The following is a 15,202-nucleotide window of genomic DNA, read 5'->3' as shown; positions in this document are numbered from 1 at the left end:
AACAATGGAAGCAAGTTTACCAATTTACGGGTTGGCATGTCCCGACACCCAACAAGCCCAAGAAGAATTTGACACGAAAAAAAATTGCGGATGTACGATGAATACAACAGCACAACAATTAATCAGCGGAATCATTATCAACGGAAGCACAGGAAAACCCTTTGAAGCAGGGCTTGTCAATGTGTACAATACCCAAACCAAAAAAGGAACAACACCCGATGCAAACGGAGCATTTCAATTGTATGCCAGTCCTACCGATGTGATACACATTTCCTTTGTGGGCTATGATACCCTACAAATAGCAGCCTCAAAACTACCTGCCACCATCACGTTGCAGGAAAGCTCGGAACTACTATCAGAAGTAGTGATAACCGCTAATAAGAAAGGAGATAACAATTATATCTATGCCAGTATGGGACTGTTAGGCTTACTGTTTATGTATGCCATTGCCAAGGATAAGAAAAAGAATAAAACGACGACCTAATGGAGTTTATACTCATGCACTGGGAAAAAATCACAGGTATTTTAGGGCTAGTTTTTTCCTTTTTCGCAGGCTTTAAAATGCGGAAGATACGCCACCAAGAAGCCAAGAACCTAGCCCTAGAAAGACGTTACAAAGCCGATTTACAAAAGCTAGAGAATTACAAACGAGCCTTTGACATCAATGCAGAAATGATAGAAAGCATTAAAAGTGATTTTATGGCTCGTATCGGTTCACTACATCAGTATATCGAACAATTGGAACACATGAATACAAAGCTACACAGCATTGTAGCCAAGCAACAACAAGAACTCGACAAATACATTACAAAATATGGAAAAGACATTTAAAATACTCAGTATTGTTTTATTACTACTGATTACAGCGTGTGGGACAACCAAACACAGTAAGACCCACACTTTAGAAACCCAAGTGGATAGTGTTTATGTACAAAAAGACAGTGTACAGAGCATCACTATCAATAGCGCTATTCAAGACAAAATATTTATAAAGGTTGCCACTGGAGATACCCTACTAGACAGCCTAGTTAATCAAAAATTACAACACTTTGCCAGTAGCAAACAAAGCGGTACAAACAGTTATAGCATTCGCTACGATACCCAAGCCCAAGGATTTGAGATACGCAGTACCATAGGCGCTACCAAGGAGGTTGTAACCAAACAGCGGGATAGTACATCAACGAGCCAGTACAAAAAGCACAAACAAGAGGTAAAAGAGCAAGCAACAACACACCGATTGCCCTTGTGGGTTTGGGTACTGCTCTTAGTCCTTGCAGGCATGGTCTATGGAATCGTCAAAACAACTTAAAACCACGAATGAACACAAGAAAGCTATGGGTCGTTGGAGCAGGCATAGGCTTAATAACCCTAACCGCTTTTATCAGCCAAAAGAAAGCCCAACTGACCCGTATAATAGAACAATTACAGTTTCGTGTTTCAGGAATTAGAAATGTGCAGCTCTCATGGCAATACATCGCCTTAGAACTAGACATACAGCTACGAAATCCAACGAAAGAACATTTGAATATCAATACAGGATTTATAAGTGCAAAAGAGCTACGAGTGTATGAAAAGAAGACAGGGAAGCAATTAGCCTTTACCAAGCTGAATACCCACAAAATTAGCATTCCTAGTGGCGGTATGTACCAGTTACCACCCACGCACATTACCCTGCCTGTACTCACTGTAGGACAGTTGGTTTTTGAGGAGCTTCAAAAAAAGCAACAGGACTTTATAAAGGCGTTGCGTTTTGAACTGGACGTAGCCAGTTTAGGAAACACACGAACCGTACAATTTTAAAAAAGAAAAAAGAAAATGGCAAGCTATGAACTATTCAAACCCTCTTTAGAACAAGCAGAGGGCGGGTATCAAAACCTAAAAAACGACAAAGGAAACTACAACTCAAAAAAAGAACGAGTTGGAACCAATCACGGAATTTCCGCTAAATTCTATGAAAAGATACTAGGCAGACCTCCGAGCATCAACGATATGAAAAGCCTTACCAAAGTAGAAGCTCACATCCTTTTTAAAAATGAGTTTTGGGACAAAATGCAAGCCGATAGCATCCGTAGTCAGGCAGTGGCAGAAATGATAGTCGACCATGCGATAAACGCCAATCCAAGAGTAACCGCAGGTATCGTGCAACGCTCTTTAAACCGATACTTTGGCAAAAACCTACAGGTAGATTATGTCATAGGATCTAATACTGTTAAAGCCATTAACTCGGTAGATGCCAAACAGCTTTTTGAGCGTATAGGAAAAGAACGTCTCGCCTATTACAAACGCTTAAAAGACTACCAATACTTTGCAACGAGCTGGACAGGAAGAGTGTTTGCACTAGCTCATAAGTTTGGTGTTGACCTCAAAAAAAAAAGGCAACAACGTTGCTGGTAAGTATTACTAGTATAGCCCTTATCAGCTATGTGATATATACAAAAGCTAAAAAGAAAAAGAAAAAATAAGATGAATACCATACAAAAATTTCAAGCCTTAGACGGCAAGGAAGTCAGCCGAAGTACTTTAGAAAGATTAGTAACACAGGCAAAAAAAGAAAACAATACGGAGGTTATTTATAGGGTCTCAAAAATCTTAAACGACCACCCTAAATACACGACGTTTAACATCTCAGTCAAACGATATGCCACAGGACTGAATGCACCAAGGCATACAGGAGCATACAAAGAAGCCTTAACCAGTTGCGGACGTTTGCGCAAAGGATGGCGTTTTATCAAAGGACGTGTAGTCAAAGCAAGCGCCAAAGTACCCAAACCTACTCGAAAAGGATTGGCAGCCCCAAAAAGAAAAGAGGGATTGACCGCTAGTGGACGTTTGAAAAAAGGCTATAAATATGCAAAGGGAGGTAAGATTGTAAAAGCTACCTCAAAAAAAAAAAGTGCTGTAGCGCCTGCCACTAAACCCCAACAACCTGCTGAAAATATCCCCTTAGAATTTTTAGCAGGTTTAGACTTCATTCAGGAAGAAGACACCAATACCACAGGACTGAATGCCCCTGTAAGCCCCGACCAAATCTATCAGATGATTACGGATAAACTTATCAGTGCTATCAAGAGCGCTAAAGGAACACCAAAGTTGGGATGGGATGATACCTTTTTAGAAAAAGGCGGGTATCTATCACCTGTGAGCTTTGCCTCTAAAAAAGCCTATAGAGGTATCAATATCATACTGCTAAAAAAAGGCAATCCTTTTGGAGCGTATAAAAACCCTTATTTCTTAACCTTTAAACAAATACAAGAAGCAAAAGGGAAACTCAAAAAAGGCGCTAAAGGGTTAGAAGTAATCTACTTTACCCGCCTGTATAAATTTTCAGATGCTCAAAAAGGACTCGAATACGCCACCTATAACAAACAAAAAATGCAAGACTTTTTACAATCGAAAGGCTATGATACGAGTCATTTTGATTTTCTCGTACAGACTATTCCTATCTTAAAATACTATACGGTTTTCAACGGAGCAGATATTGAGGGCATTGATTTTGGATTGAATAAACTAACCGCTTTGGAAAAAGCACGTTTAGGTTTTGTTGCACCAAGTACCCCTCATAATACAGAAGAAAAGAACCCGATAGCAGAACTTATCATTCAACACTTTCCGAAAGACAGTGCGAAGATAGTACACGGATTTAAAGGAGCGAGTTACAACCCCACTCAGGACAAAGTAAAAATGCCCAAGTACGAAGCCTTTTATCAAAGTGTTGACTACTACAGTACGCTATTCCACGAAATGATACACAGTACAGGACACCCAAGCCGATTGAACCGTCCTTTTGGAAAACGTTTTGGTGATGTGGTGTATGCCAAGGAAGAACTCATAGCAGAATTTGGAGCGGTGTTTTTATCCGCACAAGCAGGAATTTTATGGAAGACACAAGCAAACCATGCGGACTACCTAAAAAACTGGCAATTGGCGTTACAATTTATGCAAGAAGATACAAAGCTTTTAATGCGTGCAGCTAGTGAGGCACAAAAAGCAGTGGATTACCTCTTACAAGTAGACACTAACAAAGAACCCAAGTTTTACAAAGCACTGGTAAAAACCAGTCAAAAAGCAAGCTCAAAACCAACGAAAACACCTGCTTTAAACAGATCCATCAAAAGAGTGTCAAAGCCTCAATCCAATAACAATATACCAGGGAATCTCAATACAAACTCGGTAGCCTACAAACGAAAGCAACTACGACATAGAACCTTTGAGTATTACCAAATTGAAGATGTTGTATTGGCAAGCTTTTTAGGAAAGCTAGAGATAAAAACCAAAGAAAGTTTGGTGATTACCCTAGCAGGGAAACGAGGTTCAAGTAAAACACACTTTGCCTTTAAGTTTATCAATGTACTAGCTCAAAAATACAAGGTAGGTCATGCTTCTATGGAAGAACACCCTGAAAGTGCGTTGTATTGGGACAAAGCGGATATGTATTTTAACGAAGTAGCAGAACGAAACTTGTCCAATCCTGATATTGAAAACCTAGACCAATTAGACAAGCTGATTAGAGAAAACGATGTGATTGTGATTGATAGTTTTGCTAAATTAAAGGAACTGGATAGCAAGTTTGAAATTGACAAAGACTTACGAAAGAAGTACGACGGAAAGTTGTTTTTTATCATCTTTCAACAAACCGCAGATGGTAAAATGAGAGGAGGCTCAAAAAGTGGCTTTGATGGGGATTGTATTTTCTTTACTGAGAAAACAAATCATTACAAAACCAACTTTATTTACACGGATAAAAACCGTTACCAAGATAAACCACTCGATGAGTTGAAATACAATATTTATTCAGGGAAACTTGACTCGATTATCTCTGAAGAACTGGTTACAGAAAATGTGATGCCGAAAGAGGTGGAATTTTAGGATATATCCCGCAGGATGATTTACAATCGTTTTTCGGGATGTCATTTTAATGTTTTATTTGCTGAAAGTAGAATAAATCAAAACAAAAAACATTATTAAATTAAAGGAGTAAAAAACAACAACCTTATTTTTTTATTGAGCAAATAAATTCAAGAACTAGAACCAATGAAAACTTTTTGTGCATTACAAAAGAGTTCTGTAATGTGCTATGCAGCATACAAAATAATCATTGTTATAGGCATTAAAATGTATGAGAGAAATGTTATTTTTTCTTCTTTTACTTTCAACAACGAATTTGAAATTCGGTTAGTTATCCATAACATTATTGTAAAAAAATATAGAATTATCACATTTTGTATAAACCAAAATAATGTTATGAATAACATGCCTATACTGAGAATTATTGTCAAGCTTATTGCAATTTGTATGTTTGAAGTAAGGTCAATTCCGATAGGGTTTAGTATTGTTCCGAAATGTATTAATAATTTGGGACTATTCGGCTCACTCATTGAATCCAAAAGATAAAATAACCAAGGACTTATAATTATTAGACCTAAGTATTTAAACCAATCTAAAGTTTCTTTTCTTTTGTTTGTTCCCCATTTTAGGGAAATCCAAAATAGTAAGCTTAATAATATTGACGATAAAAAATAAATTCCAGGTTCGATTTTAAAATAAGTAAGTATTCCATTTATAATTATTCCACCGATAGAAATTACACCAAATAAGGTACTCATTTTTTTTAAATCAGTTCTAACATTAGATATTGCTCTCCATTTTAAGAATGTGATGGTGTTCTCATCTAATTTAGAAATGAATATTTTTCCTGTTTCTGATTTTTTTATTCCATTTCTAGAAATAAAAAACCAAGAGAAAAGATGAACTATAAATACGATTAGAGTCATTTTTTGTAATGTATGTTTTAGGTATTTGTATATGAAAAATTTCGTATCCTTACTTCTGATTTTTCGAAGGAAAATTAAAAGTAAGTAAATGAGTAATTAGTATTGACTAAGCCCGAAATTGAGCAATTTTTTTATACATCTCAAGTTAGCTATAATAATTTATCCGAACAAATTAAAATTAACATTTTGAGTAATTCTTAAGTTATTCGCATTTTTATTCCAATATTCTTTAAACGCTTTAATGTTTTCAGGTTTTAATTCTTTCCAAAAATCAGGTGATATTGCCCAAGTTTCAATTTTAGTGGCAAATAAATCTGTTAATTTTAGTTCAAAATCTAATTGAGTTAATTTTTTCCAAGAAGAAATATATTCTAATATCCATTTGCTAGATTTTGATTTATGATACCCAATAATTAGAGACAGTTTGTCTTTTTGCGGAATTAAGTTTATAAAGATATAATTTAAAATGTTTTCTGATTTTTTCAAAAATCCCAAAGTGTGTTCTTCAGGATTTATAGGTGTATAAACAGCTGAAGCACTAATAGGAATGAAATCAAAATCAATTTTTTCAAAAATAAAATCTTGATTGTTATTTGAATTGTTGATTTCTAATTCCATTATGTTTTTATACCAATTCAAATCTTGAATTCCCATAGTATTAGCTTCAACTTGAGATTTAGCCATATCTATAAATTGCGTATTGATTGCAAATTGTCTTGAGTTGTTCACTCTTTTAAATATATCAACATTAATTATCTTTTTCCTTATTTCTGCACATAATGAACGGTATGAAAACAATAACTGACTGTTATAATCATTGAGATTATGCTCTTCTATTTCTATAGGAGCAAAAATATCTGTGTCATGAGAATTACAGAATAATGGATATGACATTGCATTATTTATTCCAATTGATTTAATACTAATAATTCCATCTTTTTCTGCTTTAAAGAAGTCGTTTCCTTTAATTTGAGTAATATGGCTGTTGGTACTGATTAAATTTAAGATTCCATTTTTTTGTAATAAATGAGAGTTAATTGAATTTTCTTCACAGATTAAACATTTTTGTTTTTTGTTTTTTGCATTTTTAAAAATAGCTTGTAAAACTTTAAAATCTTCCCTCAATCTTTTATTCATACAGTTTGGCTTTATTACAGCTAACGTTTTCGTAAGTAGGCTAGAAATAGTAATAAATTATATACGTCTTTGTTACCTGTTGTGCTTACTAAATTTTGTGCTTCTCTTTTAATTCATTCCACTTAATTGACAAGTCGTTATTCATTTTTTTGAAAATTTTATTGTCTAAAAGAATAGCTGCCCTTGATAACGATTTTTCATAATTAATAATATTATTTAAAATCAAGTAATCAAGTTTACCTTTTTTCGATGTGTTAAAAATATATGTGAAATGTTTAAATACAGTATCAGTGTTTTTATAAAGTCGATATAATTTAAGAGTATCATTTAAAATGGAATATGGCAATGCAAGTAGAAGTATTTGTATAAGAAGATTATTTGCTACTGTAAAAATTAAAGTAAAAATTAGTAAGAATATAATGCCAGCTTGAATTAAATGTTTTTTTAACATTTTTTTTGTTATAGACTTTGTGAAAAATGAACTTTCAAAGCAATTAACTCCTAATTTATAAACACCTTTTTTTAAATCGTCATTGTTAAAATAACCGCTTGAGTTTTCTTCAGACAACTTTAATTTTAATCCATTGTCAATAAAATCATTTTTTCTTTCAAATTCTGCTTCGTGAAAAAGGTGTCTTTGTAAAATTTCTAAAATAAAGTAGGATACAGACAAGATTACAAGTACAACGTTAAGTATATGTGTAAACTTATGAGGTGTTTCTAGTTTATCTAACACCAAAATAGCAATAGAAATTGTTGTAGTTAGTATTAATATTATGCTTAATGTACTATTGATTTTGTTAACAAAATCATAGCTTTTTTGGTATGGTACTTTTCTAGTCATTATTTATTCTTTTGGTGTTGTATGTTTTGCTTCTGGTCCATACCAAATACCTGTCTCTAACCAAACTTCATAAAAGTACAACCAAGCAGCAGTAATGGGTACAATGTATTTTGCAATAAGCAATTCCTTTCTCCATTTAAAATCTTTAGGGTGATAAAGACATAAAGTTCCTGAATTTTTATAGAAGTGTGGTGGGTTTTCAACCAATTTTGGCTCAATTACCCGAATTTGAGGATTTGAATTACCTCGATATAAAATAGAGACCTTATATTTTTTATATTCGGGTTTAGGTTGTAGTTCTCCAACAAAAACAACTTCGGTACTTGTTTTTTTAGTTACTCTAAATTGAGGATAAATAGCTTTCATAGCGCCAATTTGTATATCTACTTTTGTGGATTTATTTCTATATATCGCCATAAAAACCTTTTGACGCTGGTATATTTCTACCAACTGTTTCAGAAATAGTCCCTGTAGATGATGACTTTAATAAACCGTCTGATAATTTTTGAGAAAAAGATTTAGCTTCGTTTACATCAGATATTATAAATTCTTTTCCAAAAACATCTTTCCAGATTTGAAGAGCCTCGGCATTTTCTTTTTTGTCTAAATGCTCTTTTGCGGTGTTTAGTTTATCCTTTGCCTTTTTAATCTTTTTGATTGCATCGTCGTATTGATTATTGGTTTTAAATTTAGCTTGTTCAAGATAATATTCCGCATTATTAAACCAAAGCCTTATTGCTTCTTCGTGATTTCCAAAATTGTGAATATTAAAGTATGCAATTAAGGTTTCTTCTATTTGAAAGGAAGGAATAAGTTTTTTGTTTTCTCTATTCCAATATTTTATTGCTTTTACAATGTCTTTTATTTTATAGCTATTATTTCGATTACAATCATTTAAATTGTTTGTTAATTGTTTAGGATAACTATATGTCCAAGATTGTAAATCATAATTCGGAATTAAGTAGCCACTATTGTTTCGCTCAAAACTTGGTAAAACATCGAAATTTATAGAATTCAAGGTTACTGTAACGCAAGGTCTATCTTGTGTCACTTTGTCCTTATAATGAGATATTGAATTTAGTTTATTTTTAATTTTAGTTAGAACTGCTTGTGGTTTTGGTAAATTACCATATTCGTCTGACCATTCAGACTCGTTTAATAATGCAAAAATATCTACATCATCTAATGGTCTTAAAATTGTATCTCGTTCATAAGAACCATTAACGAATGTACTGTCAATATCTAGGTTATTCTCGTCTTTAGTCAAATGACCGTTTAAATAATCAGTTGAAGTTTTGATACTTTCTTCTTGTCTATCTGTTACTGAAACTTTTTCAATCAGTTTTTTTATCGCTTGTAATACTGTCGGCATATCTTAAAATTTTCTTAAAACACTCAATTAATATGCCGATATTTTTATAGAGACAATTTGTCAGGTTGTTGATAGCGAGGTGTTTATTCGCATTGCAAGCAACTTGTTTGTCTAAACACTTTCAGCATTCTTAGTACAACCATAAATAGAACACAAACGTGCTTTTTGCAATTTTTTAGTTGTTTGATTTAGTGCTAGCTAATATAACAAAAACTGTAATTCAACAGGGTTTTAACGAAGGGTGTATTTTTTTACTCAGAAAACAAAGCATTACAAAACTAATTTTATTGGTGAAAGAGGAGGTGTTTTAGAATATATTCTACACGATGATTTTAACTCATGTTGCGGTTTTTTGTGCTAAGGATAAATAAAATAAAACCTTACTTTTGTTTTTATGGATATAAAATTGACAGAAGCGGAAAAAATAAAAATTCTAAATTCAGATGATATTTACGGAATCATGCAAAAGGTATTACTCCGTGAAAGTAAGATAGACCAAAACAGGGAGCATTTTTGGATTATAGGATTGGAAAACAACAACCGTATTCTTTTTATAGAACTGATAAGTTTAGGGACAGTCAATGCAACCTTGGTAGAGCCTATGGAGGTCTTTAGTCTTGCCCTACAAAAAAGAGCTGTAAAAATTGTGTTATGTCATAACCACCCAAGTGGAGAGTTAACACCATCCGACAACGATAAGAATTTAACCGATAGATTGATACAAGTGGGGATTATAGTAAATACCCATGTAATAGACCATTTGATTATCTCTGATAAGAGTTATATGAGTTTTAAAAATATAGGTCTTTTAGAGGAATTAGAAAAAAGCAAAAGATATGTTCCTAAATATGTTTTAGAAGAACAGATAAAAAAGGAAATGTCGAAAATAATCGAAAAGAATAGAAATATCGAGATAGCTAAACAGTTAAAAAGAAAAGGAGTCGATAATGAAACGATTGTTTTTGCTACTGGTTTAACTATTGAGGAAGTGAAGAAGCTACGAGTGAAAAGAGTGTAAAACACCTGTTTTTATATTGTATTCGTACTAAAACCGTACAAATTTTACATAAAAGCACATTTCAAATTGCGGAAAACCACAGTGTATTTTGATTTTCTTTTTTTAGCTTTACTGCCAGAAAATTAGAGAAGAAGTTTAGATAAAAGGCTATGAAGTCTATATCCCCCATTCTCCACAATTAAAATACTGCTCCCCCAAGAAATCCTATAACTATACCTTTTCGGTATGGGTAAAATTTTATTGCTAAGAATTTTAACTTAATTATTAATATATAAAAATGAAAATTACTAGGATTATCGTATTGATTGCTCTGTGTACATCAGCGCTCAATGCACAAGAAAAAGACGTGAGTCAAAATCTAAAGCTAAAAAAGATACTTACAGATTTGAAAGCAGAAAACAACCCCAAGAATTTTGTAAAAGCACTAAAAGACTATGAGTTACTTAAGAAACAAGCTTTGGAGGTTAAAAACAAAGCTTTAGTTGAAATCAAAGAAGAAACTGTATCAATTGATGAAGAATTATTAGACGTTGAAGTTAAGATTGAAGAAAGTATTGAAAAAGCTACAATAACTAATCAAGATAAAGAAGAAGAAACACAGAAGGAGCTAGATTGCGTAGTTAACATTGAGGAAGCAATGTATTATCTGAATCTAGATAAAAATAATGAAAAATCCTTATCAAAAGCTGTAGAATATTTAACTCCATGTGTTGAGTCAGGTAATGCTACGGCTCAACTTTTAATGGCTAGATTATATGCTATTAAAAAGACAGAAGAAGATTACATAAAAGCTTTTCAGTTGTTAAAAAAATCGGCAAAACAGGGTAACGTTTCTGCCATGACTGATTTAGGTGTTTTATATAAATATGGTAAAGGGTGTAAACTTAACTATAACAAAGCTATAAAATGGTTTAAAAAAGCTGCTGAAAAAAGAAATAACAAAGCTGCTTATAGTTTAGGGTATATGTATTTAAAAGGTTTTGGTACCGTTAAACAAGATTATGTCAAAGCAATTAATTGGTTTGAAAAAAGCGACTATCCAATGGCTAAATATTGGTTAGGAGTATGTTACTATTATGGTTATGGAATAGATAAAAATGTGGTAAAAGCAAATGAGTTTTTAAAAACCAATTTTGACAGAACAAAAGAAGTATCCCAAAGCTCAGAAATAGTAAATGTAGAGGAAATTAAACAAGCTCTGGAGAAAGAAGAAACCTCTACATTAGCAAAAGTTACCAAAAAACAACTTAATGGAGTATGGGAAGGAGATTTACTATTTTTTGATTGGTCAGCAACTCATATTGAAAATAAAATACCCTTTAAAATTACAGCAAAGTATGATGCAGGGAGTGACGTACTACATGTAACCACTACAATTGCTGACAAAGAGCAAAATGTAGATTTTATAAAACTAGATAACAGTCTTTATTTTAATGATGTTACTGTTGAATTACCTCATATTTCATTTAGCAAGAATATTCCTTCTGTTTTAGAACATCAATTACTTTCTTCTGATGTTTCTATCAAACAACTTAATTCAGAAACTTACTTAACAGGAAGTTTAGAAACATATGTGAATGCTTGGAAAGAATCAGGAGTACCTATTCGCTTTGTCTTAAAAAAGAAAAGAGGATTAGAGAATTCAGAGGAAGAACTTTCAGAAGAAGCCCTAGCAGCGCTTTCGAAACAAGAAGATAGTTTTATAAAACTATACCCTAACCCTTTTGAAAAAGATTTAATTGTTTCCTATTCATTAGAAGAACCAACAAATACAAAAGTAACCATCACAAATATAAATGGATTACAAGAAAGAGTCATAAAACCATACACAAGCCAAGAAGTAGGAAGTTATCAATACTACGTAGAGGGAAGAAACTTACCAAAAGGAGTGTACGTGGTAACAATACTATCGGGAGAAGAAAGAAACACAAGAATTATCATAAAAAAATAACTACAATGAAAAAGAATATATTACATATAATATTAATGGTTTTAGTATTTGCCTCTAGTGTAATATCCGCACAAGTAACACAAAGGATAATGCCTGGTGATGAATTTTTAGAAGATGGTCCAGTAATAATTGGTAACCCACAACCAAAAGCAGAATGTACAGAGTTTCGTTGCGAAGGATATGAAAATATCAGTTTTAGAAAGTATGATATTGAGCATACTTTACGAATGGAAAATTTAATTCATTCTATTCAATCTAAAGGGATAAGTGATTGGTTGTTTATACAAGAGAAATTAGTGAAAACTGAGTTAGACCGAATAACTTTTACCAATACCACTAGTAAATATGGTGATTATTATAAAGTAGCAAGAGACATTTATTTTGAAAGGCTAGAAAGGGGTATAACAACCAATAATGTAAATTACTACAATCGATCTTATGGTAGTTCTATAAATTCAAAAAAAGTAATGGGAACAGCTATAATGAAAGACGTAAAAGGTTTAACATTAAGGCATCAAGAAATAAAAAACGGAAACATTTATAATTCAAAATACGGCTTATACAAGTATAATGGACAACCTTTATCTAATTATAAATCATTAAGTGAAGTTGCGAATCTTTTAAAAAATGAATTATCAAAATACTATAGTAACGATGTTGCTATGAACGATAATCAAAGGATTAAGAACAGGCTAAACCAAATGATTAAAGATATGAGTCCTTCTTCTGTTTCTTCCGATATACTCCTAAAGAAGAAAAACTTTTTTGTTGATTTGTTAAGAAGCAAAGAATCACATTTTAAAAGCTTTAGTACTTGGAATGAGTTAAACTTGATGCAAAAATATATAAACAAGGTTTATAAAGGTAGCAACTCAGGAACTGTATGGCCTAAAGATTTTGGAACAAAAACATTTGTTTTAAATCATGCCAAAGCTAATAAATTAGGAGAGTTAACTGTTTTTCATCCAGATTATTGGAAAGTAATACTTAAAAACAAGTATGGAAATAGTTTTTTTAAACAACCTCAAGCTAAAGCAGACCATTTAAAACTTAAAGAAGCTGAAATTAATAGATTAATGGCGTTAACCCCCATTAATAATAATTTAGCAGTAGATTATATTGTTGAGGATATAAATATAACCAACCAAAACCAGTTAACATGGTTGAATAGTATTTCCGAAGAAGAAGCTAACCGAATAAAAGGAATTTTACAAATGGCTAAGGCTAGTTGGGGTTCTGATTTAGATTTAGGAAGTATTTACAGGCAAAAAAAGCAGATAGAGATACAGCGTATAAAAAATGCTGGATTGGTAGTGCAAATGGTAAAAGATTTAGGTATTACCAATACTACTCAAAAATCATGGTTATATAATAATATACCAGAAGCAACTGAAATAAGACTTTTTGTAGATGCTAATAAAACTAATGGAATAGTTAGTGCAGAAGCTAACAATTTTGTAGAGCAAGCTATAAAATTAGACATAATTTTAGACAGTAATCTAGAGGTAAAAACTACAGGGAAATATCCTGATGAAATTAGTGGTTGTTGCCCTGGAGATTGTTGCCCTGATCCAAATATTTATAATAATGATCCGATTATACAAGAATATGGAATAAAACCCGTGCAAGCAGCTGTAGATGCTACTTTTAATGCTTTAGCTATAATTAGTGGAGTTGTAGGTAGTAAAGAGTGGGTTGGGAAAAGAGCTCGACGAATTATGAAAGAATTAGGTATAGCAGTGCCTAATGATATTTCAAATGAACAGTTGGCAGAGTTATTTCAAATACGTAAAAAAGACGGTTTAATAATTGTAGAATACAGAGAAGGTATTTTAAAAAGTATGTTAAGTTTAGGTTTAGATTCTTTAGACATTCTTTCCTTTATATCTCCTAGCAAAGGGGGAGGAGCTTTTTTAGCAGTTAAAGGAGGAGGTATTATAGCAAAAACTAAATTAACTGAATACTTAAGAGTTTTAGCTAAAGGACAATGGAAAACTGTTAGTGAAAGTATGAGTGATGCAGCCAAAAGTTACCAAGAACTTATAAGTGGTAGAAAGTGGAATGAGAGCTTTGTTTTAAACAGTGTTAAGTTTGATGGGCTTAGAAATGGAATACTTAGCGATGCTAAATCAGGAATGCTTAATTTTGTGAATTCGGATGGTACTTTTAAATCTTTTTTTACAGGAAAAGACGCTATTGTTAGTCAAGCAAGAAGACAAAGGGCAGCAGCAGGTGATTTACCAATTGAATGGCATTTTGAGCACGATAATGTAAGATTAGCATTTGAAAAGTTATTAAAACCGCTTGGGTTAAATATTAAATTTATACATACACCTAGATAATGAAAAATAATAGTATTCAACAAATAACAATTACATGGGGTTTCAGGAAACAAACACTTAAAGAATGTACGGAAGAATTAATAATTTTTCTAGAGCGTTTAAAAAGATTTGATAACCGTTTGAACACTTGGTATAAAACAGGTTCCAGTAAAAAAGAAGCCTTGAAAGATAAAGTAGTTATTGAATATGATTATATAAAAAAAATGTTTTGTAAAAAATGTGCAGATGATGAATATCCTGAGTATTCATTTAACCTAGGTTTATGGAATGGTAATGTTATTGAGTTATTATCTTACAGTATATTTTTTACAATAGGAGGTTCTAAAGTCGGTAATAATATGGTTCAATTCACCTTTCCTAAAGAAGGGGAACTTTACGAGTATTATAGTATTAGAGAAAACTGGGAGAAACTTTTAGAGCTATTTATTAATCACTGGAAGCCAAACCAATATTATAATTTTAAAGATGATTTAATAGAATTGTAAATTATTAAATAGGGGTGCTATTTTAAAGTGTCCCTATTTTATATTCAGTAAAAATAAGAAGTTTAATAACTATGAAAAAACCATTAATAGTAGGTGTTGTAAATTTAGTATTTACGTTGCTGCTTTTTATGTTGTTAATATCTTTCGGTAAAGAAGAGAGTGTTTTTTTGTTACTACTAATTTTCTTGCTAATCTTATTAGGAATAATCTTAAGTACTCTAGGTTGGTTAGTAGGTTTTAAATATTTGAAAAGTAAGTTAATTTCGAGAACCGCTTTTTTGT

15 protein-coding genes are annotated in these 15,202 nt (G+C 32.2%); 10 read left to right on the top strand and 5 right to left on the bottom strand.

Features of this window, described 5'->3' with window-relative positions; genetic code table 11:
* Positions 1 to 4 precede the first annotated feature (4 nt).
* The 6 genes from D6T69_RS14315 (at position 5) to D6T69_RS14290 (ending at position 4,866) form a co-directional block, all read left to right on the top strand.
* Positions 5 to 484, top strand: coding sequence for a carboxypeptidase-like regulatory domain-containing protein (locus tag D6T69_RS14315; protein WP_125066251.1), 480 nt, complete (start codon positions 5 to 7; stop codon positions 482 to 484).
* Positions 484 to 831: a hypothetical protein gene (locus D6T69_RS14310; RefSeq protein WP_125066250.1), complete on the top strand. Its 348-nt coding sequence runs from the start codon at positions 484 to 486 to the stop codon at positions 829 to 831. Before D6T69_RS14315 ends, D6T69_RS14310 begins: the two co-directional genes overlap by 1 nt.
* Positions 815 to 1,309: a hypothetical protein gene (locus D6T69_RS14305; RefSeq protein ID WP_125066249.1), complete on the top strand. Its 495-nt coding sequence runs from the start codon at positions 815 to 817 to the stop codon at positions 1,307 to 1,309. The genes D6T69_RS14310 and D6T69_RS14305 overlap by 17 nt, the downstream gene beginning before the upstream one ends.
* Before the next feature lie 8 nt (positions 1,310 to 1,317).
* A complete protein-coding gene (locus D6T69_RS14300; RefSeq protein WP_125066248.1) occupies positions 1,318 to 1,800 on the top strand; it encodes a hypothetical protein in 483 nt (160 codons plus the stop codon).
* Positions 1,801 to 1,815: 15 nt separating this feature from the next.
* Positions 1,816 to 2,394, top strand: a complete 579-nt coding sequence (locus D6T69_RS14295; RefSeq protein WP_125066247.1) for a glycoside hydrolase family 108 protein — start codon at positions 1,816 to 1,818, stop codon at positions 2,392 to 2,394.
* Between the two features lie 69 nt (positions 2,395 to 2,463).
* Positions 2,464 to 4,866 (top strand): ArdC family protein, encoded by a 2,403-nt coding sequence (locus D6T69_RS14290; RefSeq protein WP_125068578.1) that lies wholly within the window; start codon positions 2,464 to 2,466, stop codon positions 4,864 to 4,866.
* A 206-nt stretch (positions 4,867 to 5,072) separates the two neighbouring features.
* Here D6T69_RS14290 and D6T69_RS14285 read toward each other — a convergent pair whose 3' ends face one another.
* From D6T69_RS14285 to D6T69_RS14265, 5 genes are all read right to left on the bottom strand, one after another.
* Positions 5,073 to 5,771: a hypothetical protein gene (locus D6T69_RS14285; protein ID WP_125068576.1), complete on the bottom strand. Its 699-nt coding sequence runs from the start codon at positions 5,769 to 5,771 to the stop codon at positions 5,073 to 5,075.
* Positions 5,772 to 5,930: 159 nt separating this feature from the next.
* Positions 5,931 to 6,908, bottom strand: a complete 978-nt coding sequence (locus tag D6T69_RS14280) for a hypothetical protein (protein WP_125068574.1) — start codon at positions 6,906 to 6,908, stop codon at positions 5,931 to 5,933.
* A gap of 88 nt (positions 6,909 to 6,996) precedes the next feature.
* Positions 6,997 to 7,752 carry a hypothetical protein gene (locus tag D6T69_RS14275; protein WP_125068572.1) on the bottom strand — a complete coding sequence of 252 codons (756 nt, stop codon included), beginning with the start codon at positions 7,750 to 7,752 and terminating at the stop codon, positions 6,997 to 6,999.
* A 3-nt stretch (positions 7,753 to 7,755) separates the two neighbouring features.
* Positions 7,756 to 8,118, bottom strand: a complete 363-nt coding sequence (locus tag D6T69_RS14270) for a hypothetical protein (protein WP_164506733.1) — start codon at positions 8,116 to 8,118, stop codon at positions 7,756 to 7,758.
* Between the two features lie 37 nt (positions 8,119 to 8,155).
* On the bottom strand, positions 8,156 to 9,124 hold the full coding sequence (locus tag D6T69_RS14265; RefSeq protein WP_125068569.1) for a nucleotidyltransferase domain-containing protein: 969 nt from the start codon (positions 9,122 to 9,124) through the stop codon (positions 8,156 to 8,158).
* A gap of 394 nt (positions 9,125 to 9,518) precedes the next feature.
* Here D6T69_RS14265 and D6T69_RS14260 point away from each other — a divergent pair, with 394 nt between their 5' ends.
* The 4 genes from D6T69_RS14260 (at position 9,519) to D6T69_RS14245 (ending at position 14,920) form a co-directional block, all read left to right on the top strand.
* Positions 9,519 to 10,142 (top strand): JAB domain-containing protein, encoded by a 624-nt coding sequence (locus tag D6T69_RS14260; protein WP_125068567.1) that lies wholly within the window; start codon positions 9,519 to 9,521, stop codon positions 10,140 to 10,142.
* A 277-nt stretch (positions 10,143 to 10,419) separates the two neighbouring features.
* Positions 10,420 to 12,093 (top strand): T9SS type A sorting domain-containing protein, encoded by a 1,674-nt coding sequence (locus D6T69_RS14255; protein WP_125068565.1) that lies wholly within the window; start codon positions 10,420 to 10,422, stop codon positions 12,091 to 12,093.
* Positions 12,094 to 12,098: 5 nt separating this feature from the next.
* Positions 12,099 to 14,435: a Tox-REase-5 domain-containing protein gene (locus D6T69_RS14250; protein ID WP_125068563.1), complete on the top strand. Its 2,337-nt coding sequence runs from the start codon at positions 12,099 to 12,101 to the stop codon at positions 14,433 to 14,435.
* Entirely contained in the window at positions 14,435 to 14,920 is a 486-nt protein-coding gene (locus D6T69_RS14245; RefSeq protein WP_125068562.1) for an Imm52 family immunity protein, read from the top strand. Before D6T69_RS14250 ends, D6T69_RS14245 begins: the two co-directional genes overlap by 1 nt.
* Positions 14,921 to 15,202 lie beyond the last annotated feature (282 nt).

It is taken from the genome of Tenacibaculum singaporense (assembly GCF_003867015.1).
GTDB lineage: Bacteria > Bacteroidota > Bacteroidia > Flavobacteriales > Flavobacteriaceae > Polaribacter > Polaribacter singaporensis.
The sequence above is the reverse complement of the archived record's forward strand: the minus strand, read 5'-3'. Positions and strand labels throughout refer to the sequence as shown.

Excerpts from the sequence above, each read along its gene's own strand:
- D6T69_RS14270 (WP_164506733.1), bottom strand. The coding sequence starts at position 8,118 with ATGAAAGCTATTTATCCTCAATTTAGAGTAACTAAAAAAACAAGTACC.
- D6T69_RS14280 (WP_125068574.1), bottom strand. The coding sequence starts at position 6,908 with ATGAATAAAAGATTGAGGGAAGATTTTAAAGTTTTACAAGCTATTTTT.
- D6T69_RS14265 (WP_125068569.1), bottom strand. The coding sequence starts at position 9,124 with ATGCCGACAGTATTACAAGCGATAAAAAAACTGATTGAAAAAGTTTCA.
- D6T69_RS14300 (WP_125066248.1), top strand. The coding sequence starts at position 1,318 with ATGAACACAAGAAAGCTATGGGTCGTTGGAGCAGGCATAGGCTTAATA.
- D6T69_RS14250 (WP_125068563.1), top strand. The coding sequence starts at position 12,099 with ATGAAAAAGAATATATTACATATAATATTAATGGTTTTAGTATTTGCC.
- D6T69_RS14285 (WP_125068576.1), bottom strand. The coding sequence starts at position 5,771 with ATGACTCTAATCGTATTTATAGTTCATCTTTTCTCTTGGTTTTTTATT.
- D6T69_RS14245 (WP_125068562.1), top strand. The coding sequence starts at position 14,435 with ATGAAAAATAATAGTATTCAACAAATAACAATTACATGGGGTTTCAGG.
- D6T69_RS14275 (WP_125068572.1), bottom strand. The coding sequence starts at position 7,752 with ATGACTAGAAAAGTACCATACCAAAAAAGCTATGATTTTGTTAACAAA.
- D6T69_RS14260 (WP_125068567.1), top strand. The coding sequence starts at position 9,519 with ATGGATATAAAATTGACAGAAGCGGAAAAAATAAAAATTCTAAATTCA.
- D6T69_RS14315 (WP_125066251.1), top strand. The coding sequence starts at position 5 with ATGGAAGCAAGTTTACCAATTTACGGGTTGGCATGTCCCGACACCCAA.
- D6T69_RS14255 (WP_125068565.1), top strand. The coding sequence starts at position 10,420 with ATGAAAATTACTAGGATTATCGTATTGATTGCTCTGTGTACATCAGCG.
- D6T69_RS14305 (WP_125066249.1), top strand. The coding sequence starts at position 815 with ATGGAAAAGACATTTAAAATACTCAGTATTGTTTTATTACTACTGATT.
- D6T69_RS14290 (WP_125068578.1), top strand. The coding sequence starts at position 2,464 with ATGAATACCATACAAAAATTTCAAGCCTTAGACGGCAAGGAAGTCAGC.
- D6T69_RS14310 (WP_125066250.1), top strand. The coding sequence starts at position 484 with ATGGAGTTTATACTCATGCACTGGGAAAAAATCACAGGTATTTTAGGG.
- D6T69_RS14295 (WP_125066247.1), top strand. The coding sequence starts at position 1,816 with ATGGCAAGCTATGAACTATTCAAACCCTCTTTAGAACAAGCAGAGGGC.